The organism is Streptomyces sp. 1-11 (assembly GCF_007176755.1).
Lineage (GTDB): Bacteria > Actinomycetota > Actinomycetes > Streptomycetales > Streptomycetaceae > Streptomyces.
Map to the genome: position 1 here is coordinate 23,778 of NZ_BJTV01000012.1, position 19,270 is coordinate 43,047.

Below are 19,270 nucleotides of genomic sequence, written 5' to 3' on the forward strand. Positions count from 1 at the left end.
CTGGTCCGGCGAGGGGAGAACAAGTGAACGTGCGGCCGATATCGGGGGCGTCGGTGGGGGGCCGAAAGTCCGGCCGTAAGGGGCTGGTGCTGATATCCGGCGCTCTGCTCGTGGCCGTCACCGCGTGCGGCGGTGGCGGTGGCCAGGAGTCCGGACCCGGTTCCGGGAACGGGAAGAACGCGGACTCCGGCGCGCGGCAGAGCGAGCAGTCCACGGCGGCCGTCAGCATCTCGCCGAAGTCCGGGGCGACGGGCGTCGACACCAGCGGCGCGCTGAAGGTGAGCGTCAGCAAGGGCAAGCTGACCGAGGTCACCGTCAAGAACGCCAAGGGTGCGAAGATCGACGGCGCGGTCACCGGCGACGGCGCCGCCTGGAAGCCGTCGACCCACCTGGCCGCCGGCACCAAGTACAGCGTGCACGCGGTCGCGAAGGACTCCGAGGGCCGCGAGGCCGCCGAGGACTCCAGCTTCACCACGCTCACCCCGCGGAACACCTTCGTCGGCTACTTCACCCCCGAGGACGGTTCGACCGTCGGAGTGGGCATGCCGTTCTCCGTCCGCTTCACCCGGGGCATCACCAACCCGGCGGACGTCGAGAAGGCCATCAGCATCAGGACCGAGCCGGCCGTCGACGTCGAGGGCCACTGGTTCGGCAACGACCGCCTGGACTTCCGCCCGGAGAAGTACTGGAAGGAAGGCACCAAGGTCACCGTCGACCTCAACCTCGACGGCGTCGAGGGCCGCGACGGCGTCTACGGCAAGCAGCGCAAGACCGTGAAGTTCACCATCGGCCGCTACCAGGTCTCGATCGTGGACGCCAAGAAGCACACGATGAAGGTCACCCAGAACGGCAAGGTCATCAAGACCATCCCGGTCACCACCGGCAAGCCCGGCTACGACACCTGGAACGGCCAGATGGTCATGAGCGAGAAGCTCACCGTGACCCGGATGAACGGCGAGACCGTGGGCTACGGCGGCGAGTACGACATCAAGGACGTCCCGCACGCCATCCGCCTGACCAACTCCGGCACCTTCATCCACGGCAACTACTGGGGCGGCGGGGCGTTCGGCAACTACAACGCCAGCCACGGCTGCGTCGGCCTGCGCGACGTGCGCGGCGGTTACGACAAGGGCGTGCCGGCGGCCTGGTTCTTCAACCACTCCCTCATCGGCGACGTGGTCGTCGTGAAGCGTTCCCACGACCGGACGGTGGCCCCGGACAACGGGCTCAACGGCTGGAACATGTCGTGGGAGGAGTGGAAGAAGTGAGCTGCGGCTCTCCGCCGCGGTGAGAGCGGGTTCACCGGTCCGCTTGCCGGGTGCGGGTGCGGGTGCGGGTGCGGGTGCGGGTGCGGGTGTGCCGTGGCTGGTCGCGCGGTTCCCCGCGCCCCTTCGGGGCGTCTGTGACGGACGGCACCGCATCCACCCCCGTTAGTCCCCGTTAACCTGCTCCGCATGACCGTGAATCTCGAAGTCGCCGAAGGTGTCGGAACCCTCCGCCTGGACCGGCCGCCGATGAACGCGCTGGACGTGGCCACGCAGGACCGGCTGAAGGAGCTCGCCGAGGAGGCCACGCGCCGCGAGGACGTTCGCGCCGTGGTGATCTACGGCGGCGAGCGGGTGTTCGCGGCGGGCGCGGACATCAAGGAGATGCAGGCCATGGACCACACCGCGATGGTCCTGCGCGCCCGCGCCCTGCAGGACTCCTTCACCGCCGTGGCCCGCATCCCCAAGCCCGTCGTCGCGGCCATCACCGGCTACGCGCTCGGCGGCGGCTGTGAGCTGGCCCTGTGCGCCGACTACCGCATCGCCGCGGACAACGCCAAGCTGGGCCAGCCGGAGATCCTGCTCGGCCTGATCCCGGGCGCGGGCGGCACCCAGCGCCTGCCCCGGCTGGTCGGCCCCTCCAAGGCGAAGGACCTCATCTTCACCGGCCGTCAGGTGAAGGCCGACGAGGCGCTCGCCATCGGCCTGGTGGACCGGGTCGTCCCGGCCGCCGAGGTGTACGAGCAGGCGCACGCGTGGGCGGCCAGGCTGGCGCAGGGGCCGGCGATCGCGCTGCGCGCGGCCAAGGAAGCCGTCGACACCGGTCTTGAGACCGACATCGACACCGGGCTCGCCGTCGAACGCAACTGGTTCGCGGGCCTGTTCGCCACCGAGGACCGCGAGCGCGGCATGCGCAGCTTCGTCGAGGAGGGCCCGGGCAAGGCCAAGTTCCTGTGAGCCGGCGAGTGTGAACTGACCGACAAGCGCTTGCAATTGACGCGCCGTCTGATTCCGGTCCCTCGACGGGGCGGTCTGTGGGAGCCTTGACCCCACCTTGAGCCTGCCTCGTCGAGGGAGTTGACGATTGCCCGGAAGTGAGTCGTCCGCGCAGGTCGGCCGGGGTGCCGGTGATCCTGAGATGCCTTCGGCATATGCCGGAGGGCCGGAGCGGTGCGGGAGTGCGTCGGGGGCGTATTCCCCGGGAACGCCCACGGGGACGGCTCCGGGCGGCCATCATGGGGGCATGGCGGGGCTGGAGGGCATCGGACAGCCGCGGGGACACAGCCGTGCGACCGCGGCGCGCTGGTCGCCCGCGGTGGAGGACGAACGGGCGCTCAAGGCGCTCGAGCTGTTCGGCAATCCCACGGAGGCGGAGGTGCCGCTGCCGTCCCGCCCGGAGTCCGCGGCCACCGCGCGCCGGCTGGCCCAGGTCGTCGTCCTGCGCCACTGGGGACTCAGCCCCAGGATGACCGAGGACGCCGTCCTGCTCGTCTCCGAACTCGTGGGCAACGCCGTACGGCACACCGGGGCACGGGTGTTCGGCCTGCGGATGCGCCGGCGGCGCGGCTGGATCCGGGTGGAGGTCCGCGATCCCTCGCGCGGGCTGCCTTGTCTGATGCCGGTTCAGGAGATGGACGTCAGCGGTCGCGGCCTGTTCCTGGTGGACAAACTGGCCGACCGCTGGGGTGTGGACCTGCTGCCGCGCGGCAAGACCACCTGGTTCGAGATGCGCGTCGCCGAGCGCGAGACCGCCCGCTGAGACCACCGCCCGCTCGCTGAGACCACCGCCGCCCCGGCGGGCGCCAACTCGGAGCGACCCGACATCCTCCTCCGATCGGGCCAATCGGGCGTTTTCTTACCCTTCCCCCCTTAAATGGTGCGGGTGACCACGACCAACCGTCGCGAGATGCTGCGTGCGAGCGCCGGGCTCGTCGCCGGGGGCGCGCTCGCCGCCGGTTGCGCAGGCACCCCGGCCGGACCGAGCGAGACCGCCTCGGCCGACCCGCCCGCCCGCGTGCCCGGCCACCACGCGGCCACCACCCGGACCGCCCCCGCCCCCCGCTCCTATCCCGGACAGCCCGCCCAGATCACCCACGGCCCGCGCGGCCGCCCCCGGGTCGCCCTCACCTTCCACGGGCAGGGCGACCCCCAACTCGCCACCTCCCTGCTCACCGCGGCCGAACAGCGCGGCGCCCGGCTGACCGTGCTGGCCGTCGGCACCTGGCTGGACCAGCACCCGGACCTGGCCCGGCGCATCCTCGACGGCGGCCACGACCTGGGCAACCACACCCAGCGGCACGTCAGCGTCAACGCCATGTCACCGGCCGACGCCCGCAAGGAGATCACCGACTGCGCCGACCGGCTGAAGCGGCTCACCGGATCCATCGGCACCTGGTTCCGGCCCTCCCGTTCCCCGACCGCCTCCGCGCAGGTCGCCGCACTGGCACGCGCCGCGGGCTATCCGCACGTGCTGTCCTACGACGTCGACTCGCTCGACTACACCCGGCCCGGCGCCGACGCCATCACCCGCAAGGTCGCGGCCGAGGTGCGCGCCGGCTCGGTGGTGAGCCTGCACTTCGGCTACCCGGACACGGTCGCCGCCCTCCCCGCCGTACTCCACGAACTCGACCGCCGCGGACTGCGCGCGGTCACCACCACGGAGCTGCTGAGCTGATGCGAACCACGAACGCCGCCCGCCTCCTGGCCGCCGGAGCCGCCCTCACCGCCCTGACCCTGCTGTCCGGCTGCGGCAGCTCCCAGAAGCACGAGAACGAGGCCATCGGCAGCAAGGCCCCGGTACCGCCGCAGGTGCGAAAGCCCCAGGTGGACGTGTTGCCGGGGATGCCGCCTGTGGAGGACCCCACCGACATCTACGCCGCCGACCGCCCGGGCAAGCTCTCCCCGGTGGTCGCGGACTTCCCCTCCCGGATCTACGTCCCCAACACCAACTCCGACACCGTCACGGTCATCGACCCGAAGACGTACAAGATCATCGAGACCATCCGGGTGGGCCGCCAGCCGCAGCACGTCGTGCCCTCCTGGGACCTGAAGACGCTGTGGGTCAACAACGACCTCGGCAACTCCCTGACCCCCATCGACCCGCGCACCGGCAAGGCGGGCGAGCCGGTCGACGTGCACGACCCGTACAACCTGTACTTCACGCCCGACGGCAAGTACGCGATCGTCATGGCCTCGAAGGACCGCCGGCTGGTCTTCCGCGACGCGCACACCATGAAGGTGGTCAAGTCCGTCCCGGTCGCCTGCGCCGGCGTCAACCACGCCGACTTCTCCATCGACGGCCGCTACTTCATCGTCTCCTGCGAGTTCAGCGGCGAACTGCTCAAGGTCGACACCGCGAAGATGGAGGTCATCGGCAAGCAGAAGCTGTCCGTGCAGGGCGCCATGCCGCAGGACGTGAAGGTCTCGCCCGACGGCAAGCGGTTCTACATCGCCGACATGGTGGCCAACGGCATGTGGGTCCTTGACGGCGACACCTTCGGCAAGCCGGAGTTCCTCGCCACCGGCAAGGGCGCGCACGGCCTGTACGTCAGCCGCGACTCGCGCGAGATGTACGTCTCCAACCGCGGCGAGGGCTCCATCTCCGTCTTCGACTTCACCCGGAACCGGCTCACCAAGAAGTGGCACCTGCCCGGCGGCGGCAGCCCCGACATGGGCGGGGTGTCGGCCGACGGCAAGGTGCTGTGGCTCTCCGGCCGCTACAACGCCGAGGTGTACGCCATCGACACCCGCACCGGCGGCGAACTGGCCCGCATCAAGGTCGGCAGCGGCCCGCACGGACTGGCCGTCTACCCCCAGCCGGGCCGCTACTCCCTGGGCCACACCGGCGTCTTCCGCTGAGCCGGAGCCCTCAGGGGGCCAGCAGCAGCGCCTCCGCGCCCACCACGCGGTAGCCGGCCGCCTGGAACGCCCGCATGCTGCGGGCGTTCCCCGGCGCCGTCTGCGCCCACAGCGGCTCCGCCGCCAGATGCCGGGCGGCCGTCACAAGTGCCCGGCCGAGACCCCGGTGCCGTGCGCCCTCGTCCACCTCGACGCTGACCTCCAGCCGCCCGCCGACCCCGCGTCCCATGACCAGCACCCCGCCGTCCGCCGTCCAGGCCCGTACCTCGTCGCGCCGGCGCCGGGCGTAGGCGATGCGCGGGTGGCCGGCGTCCTCGATCTCGGTCAGCGCGAGGGCCGGGGGGCCGGGCAGGGGCGAGCCGACCAGCAGCGCGTCGATCGTCTCGGCCCGGCGCCCGGTCCGGGCCAGGAGGGCGGCCAGGAAGACGGGGTTCATCGCCGCGGACAGCGGATCGCAGTCCACGGCGTCCAGCGTCTCGCGCACCCACCGCGGGTCCTCGTCGGTGAAGACGACGGAGTGCGCGGTGAAGGCCAGCACCCCCGCGTCCCGCGCCCGGTGCTGCGGCACCACCGTCGTACGGCCGTCGCCCGGCGGGAAGACCCCGCGCGCCACCGCGTCCAGAACGTCCCGAAGGCTCCGCACCCCACCGCTCCCTGCTTCTCCGCCGAAAGGAAGACCCAGACTCGCAGACGTGATCGACGACGGCACCGTACTTCTCGCCGCCGGCGGGCGGGCGCGCGCCACCGGCCGCACCCGCCTCGCCACGGACGACGGCGCCGCCCGGGTCACCCCGAGCGCCCACGGGGAGCACCCGGCCCCGGTGGCCGCCGCACCGGAGGCGCACACGGGCCGTTAACCGGAGGCGCACACAGGCCGTTAATCTGACCAGCGTCAGTACGCCAGCACGGCATGAAGAACGCGAACATAAGGGGCGGATCGGTGGCGGACATCGAGGAAGCACGCAAGCAGTTCCAGCGGATCGACGCGGACGGTGACGGTTTCATCACCGCGGCGGAGTTCAAGTCCGCCCTCGCCCAGGGGGGTGACTGGAACGTCACCGACACGGTGGCGGAGGCCATCATCCGCACCCGCGACCTCAACGGCGACAAGGTCCTGTCGTTCGACGAGTTCTGGACCTACCTGGGCAAGTGACGCCTACGCAGGGGGCGCCGGCCCGCGGCGGGACGGCGCCCCCTGCGTGACGCGGTCCGCCGGGCCCCGCCCGCGTCCGCCCGTTCGGCGGACGCGCCGGAATAGCCCGGCGCCGGCCGGGGTTGTCACCCGCGTCAGAAGCATGCACATGCATGGACTGGAAGGTCTGTCATGAAGATCGGCATCATCGGCGCGGGCAACATCGGCGGCAATCTGACCAGGCGGCTCACCGCGCTCGGGCACGACGTGTCCGTGGCCAACTCCCGTGGCCCCGAGACCCTGAAGGCGCTCGCCGAGGAGACCGGCGCGACGGCGGTACGGGCGGAGGAGGCCGCCCGGGGCGCCCAGGTCGTCGTGGTCACCGTCCCGCTCAAGGCCGTTCCCGGCCTCCCCGCCGGCCTGCTGTCGGAGGCCGCCGAGGGCGTGGCCGTGATCGACACCGGCAACTACTACCCGCGGGAGCGGGACGGCCGGATCGCCGGGATCGAGGACGAGGGACTGACCGAGAGCCGCTGGACCGAACAGCACCTCGGGCACCCCGTGATCAAGGCTTTCAACGGCACCTACGCCCAGGACATCCTGGACCGCCCCCGCCCGGCCGGCGACCCCGAGCGGATGGCGCTGCCGGTCGCCGGTGACGACGAGGCCGCCAAGCGGACCGTCCGCGCCCTCATCGACGAACTCGGCTTCGACACGGTCGACGCGGGCGGCATCGACGACTCCTGGCGCCAGCAGCCCGACACCCCGGTGTACGGCCTGCGCGCGGGCGCCGAGGCGGTCCGCGAGGCCCTCGCGAAGGCGTCCCCGGAGCGGCCGGCGGCCTTCCGGGGCTGACCGGCCGCACGGGGCGGACGGGCGTCAGGGCGTGGCCCACCTCCGCAGGGCGGCCTTGTCGGCGAAGGCGGCCACGTCCTTGTCGTGGGGCTCACTGGTGTACTGGTGGAAGCGCCACTTGGCCTTGATGCGGGGGTGCCCCGCGCTCACGTAGTCGGCGATCCACAGGCCGTCGCCGGCGTACGAGGTGTGGTCCTTGTTCAGCCAGTAGTCCCGGTTGGTGTAGAGCAGCACCCTGTTGTGCGGGCGCAGTCGCTTCACCGTGCGGATGAACAGGTCCTTCTCCGCGTTGCTGGCGTGGGTGCCCTCACCGGTGGTCTCCCAGTCGACGGCGAGCAGCTCGCCCGCCTTCTCCGGGGCGTGCCGGACGAAGTACTCGGCCTGGGCGGTGACGTTGCCCGGCCACAGGAAGTGGTAGTAGCCGACGACGAGTCCGGCGTCGCGGCCGTGCTTGGTCTGGGCGGAGAGCCGGGGGTTGACGTACGAACGCCCCTCCGTCGCCTTGATGAAGACGAAGGAGAGGCCGTCCGTGCCGTAGGACGACGACTGGTAGGCGCTCACGTCGATGCCGTGCAGCATGGGGGGACTCCCTGAAGTGCGGTGGGGTGACAGGAGTTGACTGATATATGCCCCGTCAGGCCCGATAGATCCGCCCGTGCGCCGTGCCGCCGCGTCCCGGCCGCAGCCGTCAGCTTCCGTCGCTGACGGCCCACTTGGCGCAGGAGTCCGGGCAGGTCTCGCCCTCGTACCCGGCGACCTGGAGGCCGCGAGGTCTCCGCGGCTCCCGCACGCCGTGCCGGGTCACTGGCCCACCAGACCCAGCCGGGCGGCCGTGACTCCCGCCTCGAAGCGGCTGGAGGTGCCGAGCTTCTCCATGATCTGGTTCATCAGACGGCGCAGGGTGCGGTCGGAGCAGGCCAGCCGGCGGGCTATGGTCTCGTCCTTGGCACCGGTGGCCAGCAGGGCCAGCACCTCGCGCTCCTGCGCGGACAGCGCGCAGCCGGTGCGGCCGCGTCCGGGCCGGCGCTCGGTGTGCGGCCGGGCGAGGTCCCAGGCGTGCGTGAAGACCTTGCAGAAGCACTGCGCCACGGGTGTGCTGTGCAGGATGACGTCGCCGCCCTCGCCCTGCGGCCCGGGCCCCGCCCCGATGATGACGATCGCCCGGTCCAGGATGTTCATGTGCAGCGGCACCGTCGGGGCGACCCGCACCTCGGCCCCGGCCGCGGTCAGCGCGTTCAGGTAGCGGGACGGCGCCTGCGAGCGGACGGCCTGCTGGGACGTCAGCATGCGTATCCGGACGCCGTTCGCCAGCATCTCCAGGTCCCCGGCGAGGCTGGCCTCCAGGACCTGCGCGTCGGGGAAGGAGTTGCGCATCGCCAGGAACTCCTCCCGGCCTAGCGCGTCCAGTTCCTCCAGCCGCTCGCGGGTGTGCCCGCGGTCCGTGAAGTACTCGATCTCCACCGCCTCCCGCGCTTCGAAGCGCGGGGCCGTCAGCACGGACAGCAGGTCGTCCAGCGCCTCGGCGTCCCGGCCGGCGTGCTCGGCCGTCTCCCGCAGCCGGCGCGCGTGCTCCGCGACGAGGCGCCGCAGGGCCCGGTCCGGGGTGCCGAGGCGTTCGCCGTCCGGGTCCAGGAGCCGCCGGTCCGTCAGCCACCGGGCCAGCTCGGGCGGCATCCGCCGCAGTTCCTCCCGCTCGGCGGCGGCGTCCCGTGCCCCCGACGCCGTGATCCGCTCGATCATGGCCAGGTAGGCCGCCCTCGCCCCGGCGGCGGCCGGCGTCCCGCCGTGGGCGGGGTTCTGCGCCGCATGCATGCGCGCACCCTACGGGCGCCCCCCGGCCAAGGCCAGGGACGTCACACCCGGGCGGACGGGTCCGGCGGCCGCACTGGCCGGAAGCGGACGTGCCGGAATCGGACAGGAGCGGACGGACCGAACGGCGGTTAGTGTCGTCGCCGCCCACCCGGCTCCCCGGTGGCCACCGGTGCGCTCCCTGTCCGTCCCGCGCCGGGAGCCGCCGGGGAGCCGGGCGCGGGCCCATGGATCCGGCCGGTTCCGCGCGGCGAGGCTTGACCCGTGTTTGGCATGCGCATGCTCATAGCGGGCGCGCGGAACCGCCCGCCCGGATCCCCACCCACCCGCATCGACCGGGAGGCGCGGCACCACCACGCCCCGCCCCCCGTTTCCTCCCACCCCACAAAGGAGACACGGTGCTTCGAAGAATCTCCCCGGCCGGTCTGTCCGTGGCCGGCCTCACCCTGGCCGTGGCACTGGGCCTGGCGGCGCCTCCCGCGAGCGCCCGGCCGGCCCCCGAGGCCACCCGTACCGCGGCCGCCCCCCTCACCCAGGCCGCGCCCGACATCGACGTCACCAAGGTCCAGGCGCACCTGAGCGAACTGAACGCCATAGCCACCCGCAACGGAGGCAACCGCAGGTCGACCACACAGGGCTACCGTGACTCGGTCGCCTACGTGAAGGGCAAGCTCCAGGCGGCCGGTTACACCGTCACCGAGCAGGCCTGCACCTCCGGCTGCACCAGCGGCGCCGGACCCAACCTGATCGCCGAGTGGCCGCAGGGCGACTCCTCGAAGGTGTACATGTTCGGCTCGCACCTCGACAGCGTCTCCGCCGGGCCCGGCATCAACGACAACGGCTCCGGCAGCGCCACCCTGCTGGAGGTCGCGCTGAAACTCGCCGAGACGCGTCCCTCGATGGCGGCACGCGTCCGCTTCGGCTGGTGGACGGACGAGGAGCAGGGCCTCAACGGCTCGGACTTCTACGTCCGTTCGCTGACCTCGGCGCAGCGCTCGGCGATCAAGGCGTACTACAACTTCGACATGGTCGCCTCGCCCAACGGCGGCTACTTCATCAACCACATCACCTCCGCCGCCGCCGCGCCGATGAAGGCGTACTGGGACTCGCTGAACCTGCAGCCCGAGGAGAACACCGAGGGCGCGGGCCGCTCCGACGACTACTCCTTCGAGAACTACGGCATCCCCACCTCCGGCTACGCCATGGGCGCCAGCGCCCGCAAGACCTCGGCGCAGGCGGCCAAGTGGGGCGGCACGGCGAACGCCGCCTACGACGGCTGCTACCACTCCTCCTGCGACACCACGGGCAACATCAACGCCACCGGGCTGAACCGCAGCGCCGACGGCGTCGCCTACACCCTGTGGTCGCAGGCCGTCTCGGCCACCGCCCCGGCCGACGACTTCTCGCTCTCGGCGAGCCCGGCCACGGGCAGCGCCGCCCCGGGCACCTCGCTCACCACCACCGTCTCCACCGCCACGACCAGCGGCTCCGCGCAGACGGTCGGCCTGTCGGCCGCCGGCGCCCCCGCCGGCGTGACGGTCTCCTTCAGCCCGGCGTCGGTCACCTCCGGCGGCTCCGCCACGGCGACGGTCGCCGTCGGCTCCTCCGTGGCGCCGGGCACGTACAACCTGACCCTCACCGGCACCGGGACCACCACGCACACCGCGCCGTACACCCTGACCGTCACCGGCGCCGGCGGCTGCACGGCCTCGCAGGTGGTCTCCAACGGCGGCTTCGAGAGCGGTACTTCGCCGTGGACCGGGGACACCGGCGCGATCGGCGCGTTCAGCGGCCAGTCCGCGCACTCCGGCACCCGGTTCGCCTGGCTGGCGGGCTACGGCAGCGCGGCCACCGACACGGTCGGCCAGAGCGTGACGATCCCGGCCGGCTGCACCAGGGCGACCCTGAAGTACTGGCTGCACATCGACACCGCCGAGTCCGGCTCGACGGCGTACGACACCTTCCAGGTCAAGGTCGACGGGACCGCGAAGCAGACGTTCTCCAACGCCGGCGCGGCCTCCGGATACACCGAACGCACCCTGGACCTCAGCCAGTACACCGGCCGGCAGATCACGCTGACCTTCACGGCCACCGAGGACGCCAGTCTCCAGACCAGCTTCGTCGTCGACGACGTCACCCTGACGACCGGCTGATCCCGGCACCTGGACGACCGGGGGGAGGCGGGCGCTCCGCGCAGCCCGCCTCCCCTCGCGCCACCCGTCGCCGTACCCCGCCCGCGGCTGCAACCGACGCGGTACCGCGGAAGTCCGATGCCCGCCGGCGGAACCGGCGTTACCCTGCGACGATGCGGATCCGCCCCCTTGTCGGCGACATGCTGTTCGCCGTGGCGCTGACCACAGTGGCCGTCACCCTGGGCGCCGAGGCCGCGCGGCAGGGACAGCGCCCGCTCGACGCGGCCGCCTACGCCCTGGTGCTCCTGGTCCACCTGCCGCTGGCGTTCCGCAGCCAGGCCCCCGTCACGGTCTGCGGACTGATGTACGGCACCTGGGCGGTCTACATCGGCGCCGGCAACTGGCCCGTGGTGGGCAGCATCGGCCCCATGCTCGCCCTCTACACGGTGGCCTCCCTGCGCCCGCCCCGCGTCTCCGTGCCGTGCGCGGTGCTGCTGGGCGGGATCTGGATCTACGCGGGCGCGGTCAGCCACGCCGACTCCTGGGCGTCCGTCGCCGGGCAGGCGCTGGTCTACCCGGCGGTGCTGTGGCGGTTCGGCGTGGTCGCCCGCCGCTCGGCCGAACTGACCCGGCAGCTCCGCCGCGAGCAGGCCGAACGCGCCCGGCGCGAAGTCGCCGAGGAACGCGGCCGGATCGCCCGCGAACTGCACGACGTGGTCGCCCACCACATGTCCGTGATCTCGGTGCAGACCGGTCTCGCCCGGTTCGTCTTCGACACCGACCGCGAGACCGCGCGGGCCGCGCTCGGCACCATCGACGCCACCGGCAAGGAGGCGCTGGAGGAACTGCGCCGCATGCTCACCGTGCTGCGCGCCGCCGGCGACGGCGCCCCCGCCAGCCCGATGCCCGGCCTGGCACGCCTCGGGGACATGGCCGAACGCGTCCGGGCCGGCGGCGTCCCCGTCACCCTGACCGTCGAGGGCACGCCCCGCCCGCTCGCCCCGGGAATCGACCTGTGCGCCTACCGGGTGGTCCAGGAGGCGCTCACCAACGTCATGAAGCACGCGCCCGGCGCGAGCGCGGAGGTACGGCTGACCTACGAACCGCACCAGGTGAGCGTCGCCGTCACCGACGACGGGCAGGGGGTGGTTTCGGACAGAGTGCGCAGCGACGGCGGCCACGGCTTGATTGGCATGCGGGAACGGGCCAAGCTCTACGGCGGGCGCATCAGCACCGGCCCGCAGGACCAAGGCGGCTTCGCCGTGCGGCTGACCCTGCCGACCTCCGCGCGGGCCGACGCGCAGGGGGACCACACCGTCACATGACCACAGTGCTCGTCGTCGACGACCAGTACCTGATCCGGGCCGGACTGGTGGCCCTGCTGCGGGCCGCACCCGGCGTCGAGGTGGCCGGCGAGGCGAGCGACGGCGCGGAGGCCGTGGCGCTCGCCGCCGAGAAGGCCCCCGACGTGGTCCTCATGGACATCAGGATGCCCGGCATGAACGGCATCGAGGCCACCGAGCGCATCCTCGCCCAGGCCACCGGCCCCGCGCCCAGGATCCTGGTGCTGACCACCTTCGACCTCGACGAGTACGTGTACGGGGCGCTGCGCGCCGGCGCCTCGGGGTTCCTGCTGAAGGACTCCGGACCGGAACGGCTGCTCGCCGCGGTGGCGGCGGTCAGCGGCGGCGACGCCCTCTTCGCGCCCAGCGTCACCCGCCGCCTGGTCGAGGCGTACGCGCGCCGGCCCGAGTGCGAACGGCCCGCCGACCTGGACGCGCTGACCTCCCGTGAGCTGGAGGTCCTGAAGCTGATCGCCCGCGGTCTGTCCAACCCGGAGATCGCCGACCGCCTCTACATCAGCGAGGCGACCGTGAAGACCCACCTGAACCGCACGATGACCAAGCTGGATCTCGGCAGCAGGGCCCAGGCCGTGGTCGTGGCCTACGAGACGGGACTCGTCACCCCGGGTGGATAGCCCCCGGTGGTGGCCGCGTCCCCGGGTAAACCCGCGCGGTACCCGGCGTACCCCGCGCGGCGGAACGCGGATTGGAACCAGCGTGGGATTCGCCCCGGCGGCCGCTTCCGTAGCGTCGTTGCCGCAAGCCGGTTCCACAACGGGGGACGGTGGTCCCGGCCCGCCCGGCGCGGCGACGACCGCTGCGCGCCGGGCCGGCCGGGCCGCTGCCTCGGTCTGCATCCACGACGGAGGAATCATGGTCATACCGCGTAACCGCACCCGTGCCGCGGTCCTGGTCGCCACGGCGGCCCTGCTCGCCGGACTCGGCGGCACGGCCGCCGCCACCGGCGCCGCCGCGGCCGGCACGAGCGCCGCGGGCTCGTGCACCTTCGCCCACCCCAAGACGGTGAAGACGGCGAAGGTCGACTCGATCAACATCCAGCTCCGGTACAGCACTTCCACCCGCTGCGCCTGGGGCCGCATCTACCACGCCGACCGGGGCGACAAGGTCTGGGTGGACCGCTCGTCCAACGGCGGCCGGACCTGGGACGGCCCGCTGAGCCTGACCACCGTGCGCAGCGGCTCCGACACCCACACCGCCTCGCGCTACGACGGCGGCTACGTGATGCGCGCCTGCGCGTGGAACGACGAGACGCACCACATCAAGTGCACCGGCTGGTACTGAGCACCCCGGCGCCGCCGCGCCGCGGCTGATCCGGGCCGGGCGGACGAGGGCCCGAACCGCCCCACCGCCCGGCCCGCCCGCCGGTTCAGCACTCGATGATGTTCACCGCCAGCCCGCCCCGGGCCGTCTCCTTGTACTTCACCGACATGTCCGCGCCGGTGTCCTTCATCGTCTTGATGACCTTGTCCAGGGACACCTTGTGCGAGCCGTCGCCGCGCATCGCCATCTTCGCCGCGGTGACCGCCTTCACCGCGGCCATGCCGTTGCGCTCGATGCACGGGATCTGGACCAGGCCGCCCACCGGATCGCAGGTCAGGCCCAGGTTGTGCTCCATGCCGATCTCGGCCGCGTTCTCCACCTGCTCGGGGCTGCCGCCGAGCACCTCGGCGAGGGCGCCGGCGGCCATGGAGCAGGCGGAGCCGACCTCGCCCTGGCAGCCGACCTCGGCGCCGGAGATGGAGGCGTTCTCCTTGAACAGCATGCCGATGGCGCCGGCGGCGAGCAGGAAGCGGACCACGCCGTCCTCGTCGGCGCCCGGCACGAAGTTGATGTAGTAGTGCAGGACCGCCGGGATGATGCCCGCCGCTCCGTTGGTCGGGGCGGTGACCACCCGGCCGCCGGCCGCGTTCTCCTCGTTCACGGCCATCGCGTAGAGCGTGATCCACTCCATCGCGTGCGCGAGCGGGTCGCCCTCGGCGCGCAGCTGGCGGGCCGAGACGGCAGCGCGGCGGCGCACCTTGAGGCCGCCGGGCAGGATGCCCTCCCGGGTCATGCCCCGCTGGACGCACTCGCGCATGACCCGCCATATCTCCAGCAGGCCCGCCCGGATCTCCTCCTCGGTGCGCCAGGCGCGCTCGTTCTCCAGCATCAGCGAGGAGATCGAAAGACCCGTCTCCCGGGTCAGGCGCAGCAGCTCGTCGCCGGTGCGGAACGGGTACTTCAGGACCGTGTCGTCCAGCACGATGCGGTCCGCGCCGACCGCGTCCTCGTCCACGACGAAACCGCCGCCGACCGAGTAGTACGTCTTGGCGAGCAGCTCGGCGCCGGAGGCGTCGTACGCCCACACCGTCATGCCGTTGGCGTGGTACGGCAGCGCCTTGCGGCGGTGCAGGACCAGGTCGTCGTCGAAGGAGAAGGCGATCTCGTGCTCACCGAGCAGCGAGATCCGGCCCGAGCCCCGGATCGCCTCCACCCGCTCGTCGGCCGACTCGACGTCCACCGTGCGCGGCGAGGCGCCCTCCAGACCGAGCAGCACCGCCTTCGGGGTGCCGTGGCCGTGGCCGGTGGCGCCGAGCGAGCCGTACAGCTCGCAGCGCACCGCGGCGACGGAGTCCAGCAGGTCCTCGTTGCGCAGCCTGCGGGCGAACATGCGCGCCGCGCGCATCGGGCCGACCGTGTGGGAGCTGGACGGGCCGATGCCGATCGAGAACAGGTCGAAGACCGAGATGGCCACGGAAACTCCTCAATACGGGGTGGTGCGGGGTGCGGCACCGCGCACACGTTCCAGTGTGCGCGGTGCCCGGTGAAACGCGGACCTACTTGTTCAGACCCGGGTACAGCGGGTGCTTGTCGGCCAGGGCCTTCACCCGGGCCTTGAGCGACTCCACGCCGGCTCCCTCGAACGGGGAGGGCGCCTTCAGGGTCTCGGCGATCACGTCCGCGACCTCGGCGAAGTCCTCGGCCGTGAAGCCGCGGGTGGCCAGGGCCGGCGTGCCGATGCGCAGGCCCGAGGTCACCATCGGGGGACGCGGGTCGTTCGGGACGGCGTTGCGGTTGACCGTGATCCCGACCTCGTGGAGGCGGTCCTCGGCCTGCTGCCCGTCCAGCTCGGACTCGCGCAGGTCGACCAGGATCAGGTGCACGTCCGTACCGCCGGACAGCACGTTGACCCCGGCCTCTCGGGCGTCGGCGGCGGTCAGCCGCTCGGCGAGGACGCGGGCGCCGTCCACCGTACGGCGCTGGCGCTCCTTGAAGTCCTCCGAGGCGGCGACCTTGAAGGAGACCGCCTTGGCCGCGATCACGTGCTCCAGGGGACCGCCCTGGAAGCCCGGGAAGACGGACGAGTTCAGCTTCTTCGCGAAGGCCTTCTTCGCCAGGATGATGCCGCCGCGCGGGCCGCCGAGTGTCTTGTGGGTCGTGGAGGTGACCACGTCCGCGTACTCGACCGGGTTCGGGTGCAGACCCGCCGCGACCAGGCCGGCGAAGTGCGCCATGTCGACCCACAGGTACGCCTCGACCTCGTCGGCGATCCGGCGGAACTCGGCGAAGTCGAGCTGCCGCGGGTACGCCGACCAGCCGGCGATGATCACCTTCGGGCGGTGCTCCTTGGCCAGCCGCTCGACCTCGGCCATGTCGACCAGGCCGGCCTCGTCGACGTGGTACGCGACCACGTCGAACTGCTTGCCGGAGAAGTTCAGCCGCATCCCGTGGGTCAGGTGGCCGCCGTGCGCCAGGTCCAGGCCGAGGATGGTGTCCCCGGGCTGGGCGAGGGCGAACAGCGCCGCCTGGTTCGCGGAGGCGCCTGAGTGGGGCTGGACGTTGGCGTACTCGGCGCCGAACAGCTCCTTGACCCGGTCGATGGCGATCTGCTCGGCGACGTCGACGTGCTCGCAGCCGCCGTAGTAGCGGCGGCCGGGGTAGCCCTCCGCGTACTTGTTGGTCAGCACCGAGCCCTGGGCCTCCATCACCGCGAGCGGCGCGAAGTTCTCCGAGGCGATCATCTCCAGCGTCGACTGCTGGCGGTTCAGCTCGGCGTCGACCGCGGCGGCGATCTCCGGGTCCAGTTCGTGCAGGGACGTGTTCAGGACAGTCATACGGCTACGACTCCTCAGCCGGCGTTCTGGGCGGTGTACTCGTCGGCGGAGAGCAGGTCGGCCGGCTCCTCGGTGACGCGTACCTTGAACAGCCAGCCGCCCTCGAAGGGAGCGGAGTTCACCAGCGACGGGTCGTTGACGACGTCCTCGTTGATCTCGGTGATCTCACCGGTGACCGGCGAGTACAGGTCCGAGACCGACTTGGTCGACTCCAGCTCGCCGCAGGTCTCGCCCGCGGACACCGTGGAACCGACCTCGGGGAGCTGGGCGTAGACCACATCGCCGAGCGCGTTCGCCGCGAACTCGGTGATGCCGACCGTCGAGACGCCGTCCTCGGCGGCCGACAGCCACTCGTGCTCCTTGCTGTAGCGCAGCTGCTGGGGGTTGCTCATGGCCTGAATTCTCCTGTACGCGCGGGAGTGCTGATGAATGGGGGACTGCTGGGCCCGCTGCCGAGCAGCAGGAATGTACGCTGCGTCACGTCCGGTGGACGGACCGCGCCCAGTGTCTACTTCTGGCGCTTGTAGAAGGGCAGCGCCACGACCTCGTACGGCTCGTGGCTGCCCCGGATGTCCACGCCGACACCCTCGGTGCCCGGCGCCGCGTAGGCCGCGTCGACGTACGCCATCGCGATCGGCTTGCCCAGGGTGGGGGAGGGGGCGCCGGAGGTGACCTCGCCGATCACCGCGCCGCCGGCGACGACGGGATACCCGGCGCGCGGCACCCGGCGGCCCTCGGCGACCAGGCCGACGAGCTTGCGCGGCGGGTTCTGCTCGGCCTCGGCGGCGGCCTCGGTGAGCGCCTCGCGGCCCACGAAGTCGCCCTCCTTCTCGAACTTCACCACCCGGCCGAGCCCGGCGTCGAAGGGCGTCAGGGCGGTGGTCAGCTCGTTCCCGTACAGCGGCATGCCCGCCTCCAGGCGCAGGGTGTCCCGGCAGGACAGGCCGCACGGCACCAGGCCGGCGCCCTCGCCCGCCTCGGTCAGCGCCTGCCACAGCCGGACGGCGTGCTCCGGCCGCACGAACAGCTCGAAGCCGTCCTCGCCGGTGTAGCCGGTGCGCGCGATCAGCGCGGGCACCCCGGCGACGGTGCCGGGCAGGCCCGCGTAGTACTTCAGGCCGTCCAGGTCGGCGTCGGTCAGCGACTTCAGGATGCCGGGGGACTCGGGGCCCTGGACCGCGATCAGCGCGTAGGCGTCCCGGTCGTCGCGCACCTCGGCGTCGAAGCCGGCGGCACGCTCGGTGAGCGCGTCCAGCACCACCTGGGCGTTGGAGGCGTTGGCGACGACCATGTACTCGGTCTCGGCGAGCCGGTAGACGATCAGGTCGTCCAGGATGCCGCCGTCGGCCTGGCAGATCATGGTGTAGCGGGCGCGGCCGACGCCCACGGAGGCGATGTTGCCGACCAGGGCGTGGTTCAGCAGGGCGGCCGCCTGCGGCCCGGTCACGGTGATCTCGCCCATGTGGGAGAGGTCGAAGAGGCCGGCCCGGGTGCGCACCGCGACGTGCTCGTCGCGCTCGGATCCGTAGCGCAGCGGCATGTCCCAGCCGGCGAAGTCGGTCATCGTCGCACCGAGCGAGCGGTGCAGGGCGTCGAGCGCCGTACGGCGCGGCCCGGTGGGTTCGGTACTGCTCATCGGTCGGTCGTCTCCCAGGGCAGGTATGACAGGCGAGGAACGTTCCTCCCCATCTGTCATCGGAACCTGAGAGGTTCGCCGTGATGCTCACGAGGAGTGGTCACGGCTTGCACCTTGGGTGGAGCCACTGTCGCAGCGGCCCGCTTTTCAGATGTGCCTCGCCCGCGCGGTAACGGGGCCTGAGAGATTCAAGGGAGGGACTTGCTCCTTCGGCGTCCCAGCGAAAGCTGGCTGGGAACTCTCCCGCGCGGATTCAAGCGGCCGGTATGCAGTTGGCGCGCACATCATTGCATGCCCCGCCCCGCCGCGTCAGGGCCCGCATCTGTGACCGAGCTGTGGCAGGACGCGCACCCAATCGCTGGACCTGCGCATTACCTTCTCTTTACATTATTGGGGCAAAGGGGTCTCCAAGCCCACCAGGGGAGGACGATCACGGTGAACAGGACCACGGCCTACGCCGCCACCGCCGGTCCCGCGGTGCCGAAGCAGCCCTCCGTCCCGGTGCGCGGGCGCTGCGCCGAGCGTCCCGCCCCGGTCGTCCGCGACCTGCGCGAGCGCGCCGGGCACAGCCCGCACGACCTGCTCTTCGGCCCCCGCGACCTGGTGGTGGTCACCGGGCTGCCCGGCAGCGGCAAATCCACCCTGATGCACCGCGCGGTCCCCGGCCACCGCGTCGACTCCCAGGACACCCGCGACCGCTGGGACGCCCGCCTGCCCCGCTTCCTCCCCTACGGGCTCTACCGCCCCCTGGTCCGGATCGCCCACTACGCGGGCCTGCGCCGCGCCCTCGGCACCGGCGAGGGCGTCGTCGTGCACGACTGCGGCACCCAGGCCTGGGTGCGCGGCTGGCTGGCCCGCGCGGCCCGGCGCCGCGGCGGCACCCTGCACCTGCTCCTGCTCGACGTCACCCCGGAGACCGCCCGCACGGGCCAGCGCGAGCGCGGCCGCGGCGTCTCCCGCTACGCCTTCGGCCGCCACCGCCGCACGGCGGCCCGCCTGCTGAGCGCCGTGGAGCGGGGCGAACTGCCCGCCGGCTGCGGCTCGGCGGTGCTGCTGGACCGGGACGCCGCGGACGTGCTGCGCCGCATCGGCTTCGCCGGCCGGTCCGACTGAGCACCGCCGCCG

The 19,270-nt window shown here is 72.3% G+C and carries 20 protein-coding genes and 1 riboswitch; of the genes, 13 read left to right on the top strand and 7 right to left on the bottom strand.

All coding sequences use genetic code 11. The annotated features are described in order from the left end of the window. The first annotated feature begins 23 nt into the window (after positions 1–23). The 5 genes from TNCT1_RS24260 to TNCT1_RS24280 all read left to right on the top strand — a co-directional run bounded on the left by TNCT1_RS24260 (position 24) and on the right by TNCT1_RS24280 (position 5,123). Positions 24–1,268, top strand: coding sequence for an Ig-like domain-containing protein (locus TNCT1_RS24260; RefSeq protein WP_174266432.1), 1,245 nt, complete (start codon positions 24–26; stop codon positions 1,266–1,268). Positions 1,269–1,454: 186 nt separating this feature from the next. Then, positions 1,455–2,222 (top strand): enoyl-CoA hydratase/isomerase family protein, encoded by a 768-nt coding sequence (locus TNCT1_RS24265; RefSeq protein ID WP_143635745.1) that lies wholly within the window; start codon positions 1,455–1,457, stop codon positions 2,220–2,222. A gap of 286 nt (positions 2,223–2,508) precedes the next feature. Then, positions 2,509–3,024 (top strand): ATP-binding protein, encoded by a 516-nt coding sequence (locus tag TNCT1_RS24270; protein WP_143635748.1) that lies wholly within the window; start codon positions 2,509–2,511, stop codon positions 3,022–3,024. 114 nt (positions 3,025–3,138) lie between these two features. Then, positions 3,139–3,939, top strand: a complete 801-nt coding sequence (locus TNCT1_RS24275) for a polysaccharide deacetylase family protein (protein ID WP_143635750.1) — start codon at positions 3,139–3,141, stop codon at positions 3,937–3,939. After that, positions 3,939–5,123 carry a beta-propeller fold lactonase family protein gene (locus tag TNCT1_RS24280; protein WP_143635752.1) on the top strand — a complete coding sequence of 395 codons (1,185 nt, stop codon included), beginning with the start codon at positions 3,939–3,941 and terminating at the stop codon, positions 5,121–5,123. Before TNCT1_RS24275 ends, TNCT1_RS24280 begins: the two co-directional genes overlap by 1 nt. A gap of 10 nt (positions 5,124–5,133) precedes the next feature. On the opposite strand, the gene TNCT1_RS24285 is transcribed toward TNCT1_RS24280, so the two are convergent. Beyond that, positions 5,134–5,766: an N-acetyltransferase gene (locus TNCT1_RS24285; RefSeq protein WP_143635754.1), complete on the bottom strand. Its 633-nt coding sequence runs from the start codon at positions 5,764–5,766 to the stop codon at positions 5,134–5,136. Positions 5,767–5,815: 49 nt separating this feature from the next. On the opposite strand from TNCT1_RS24285, the gene TNCT1_RS35620 reads away from it, so the two are divergent. The 3 genes from TNCT1_RS35620 (at position 5,816) to TNCT1_RS24295 (ending at position 7,110) form a co-directional block, all read left to right on the top strand. Continuing rightward, entirely contained in the window at positions 5,816–5,980 is a 165-nt protein-coding gene (locus TNCT1_RS35620; RefSeq protein ID WP_160160429.1) for a hypothetical protein, read from the top strand. An 83-nt stretch (positions 5,981–6,063) separates the two neighbouring features. After that, on the top strand, positions 6,064–6,276 hold the full coding sequence (locus TNCT1_RS24290) for an EF-hand domain-containing protein (protein ID WP_143636142.1): 213 nt from the start codon (positions 6,064–6,066) through the stop codon (positions 6,274–6,276). A gap of 171 nt (positions 6,277–6,447) precedes the next feature. Then, a complete protein-coding gene (locus tag TNCT1_RS24295; RefSeq protein ID WP_143635756.1) occupies positions 6,448–7,110 on the top strand; it encodes an NADPH-dependent F420 reductase in 663 nt (220 codons plus the stop codon). Positions 7,111–7,134: 24 nt separating this feature from the next. Here TNCT1_RS24295 and TNCT1_RS24300 read toward each other — a convergent pair whose 3' ends face one another. Continuing rightward, entirely contained in the window at positions 7,135–7,689 is a 555-nt protein-coding gene (locus TNCT1_RS24300; RefSeq protein ID WP_143635758.1) for a GH25 family lysozyme, read from the bottom strand. A 222-nt stretch (positions 7,690–7,911) separates the two neighbouring features. After that, a complete protein-coding gene (locus tag TNCT1_RS24305) occupies positions 7,912–8,922 on the bottom strand; it encodes a LuxR C-terminal-related transcriptional regulator (RefSeq protein ID WP_143635760.1) in 1,011 nt (336 codons plus the stop codon). A 395-nt stretch (positions 8,923–9,317) separates the two neighbouring features. Between TNCT1_RS24305 and TNCT1_RS24310 the strand changes: the two genes are divergently transcribed. The 4 genes from TNCT1_RS24310 (at position 9,318) to TNCT1_RS24325 (ending at position 13,696) form a co-directional block, all read left to right on the top strand. Continuing rightward, a complete protein-coding gene (locus TNCT1_RS24310) occupies positions 9,318–11,072 on the top strand; it encodes a M28 family peptidase (protein ID WP_235902872.1) in 1,755 nt (584 codons plus the stop codon). Positions 11,073–11,224: 152 nt separating this feature from the next. Further along, entirely contained in the window at positions 11,225–12,376 is a 1,152-nt protein-coding gene (locus TNCT1_RS24315; protein WP_143635764.1) for a sensor histidine kinase, read from the top strand. Beyond that, complete coding sequence (locus TNCT1_RS24320; protein WP_143635766.1) at positions 12,373–13,029, top strand: response regulator transcription factor; 657 nt, start codon at positions 12,373–12,375, stop codon at positions 13,027–13,029. The genes TNCT1_RS24315 and TNCT1_RS24320 overlap by 4 nt, the downstream gene beginning before the upstream one ends. Before the next feature lie 238 nt (positions 13,030–13,267). After that, positions 13,268–13,696 carry a DUF2690 domain-containing protein gene (locus TNCT1_RS24325; RefSeq protein ID WP_143635768.1) on the top strand — a complete coding sequence of 143 codons (429 nt, stop codon included), beginning with the start codon at positions 13,268–13,270 and terminating at the stop codon, positions 13,694–13,696. 85 nt (positions 13,697–13,781) lie between these two features. Here the strand turns inward: TNCT1_RS24325 and TNCT1_RS24330 are convergent, their stop codons facing one another. The 4 genes from TNCT1_RS24330 to gcvT form a co-directional block, all read right to left on the bottom strand. Further along, a complete protein-coding gene (locus TNCT1_RS24330; RefSeq protein ID WP_143635770.1) occupies positions 13,782–15,149 on the bottom strand; it encodes an L-serine ammonia-lyase in 1,368 nt (455 codons plus the stop codon). A gap of 82 nt (positions 15,150–15,231) precedes the next feature. Next, the gene (gene glyA, locus TNCT1_RS24335; protein ID WP_143635772.1) at positions 15,232–16,509 is read right to left on the bottom strand and encodes a serine hydroxymethyltransferase; all 1,278 of its coding nucleotides are present in this window, start codon (positions 16,507–16,509) and stop codon (positions 15,232–15,234) included. Positions 16,510–16,523: 14 nt separating this feature from the next. Further along, a complete protein-coding gene (gene gcvH / locus TNCT1_RS24340) occupies positions 16,524–16,901 on the bottom strand; it encodes a glycine cleavage system protein GcvH (RefSeq protein WP_143635774.1) in 378 nt (125 codons plus the stop codon). 116 nt (positions 16,902–17,017) lie between these two features. Further along, positions 17,018–18,145 carry a glycine cleavage system aminomethyltransferase GcvT gene (gcvT, locus tag TNCT1_RS24345; RefSeq protein WP_143635776.1) on the bottom strand — a complete coding sequence of 376 codons (1,128 nt, stop codon included), beginning with the start codon at positions 18,143–18,145 and terminating at the stop codon, positions 17,018–17,020. 157 nt (positions 18,146–18,302) lie between these two features. After that, positions 18,303–18,401, bottom strand: a riboswitch (glycine riboswitch). Between the two features lie 173 nt (positions 18,402–18,574). Here gcvT and TNCT1_RS24350 point away from each other — a divergent pair. After that, positions 18,575–19,258 (top strand): AAA family ATPase, encoded by a 684-nt coding sequence (locus tag TNCT1_RS24350; RefSeq protein WP_174266444.1) that lies wholly within the window; start codon positions 18,575–18,577, stop codon positions 19,256–19,258. The last annotated feature ends 12 nt before the right edge of the window (positions 19,259–19,270 follow it).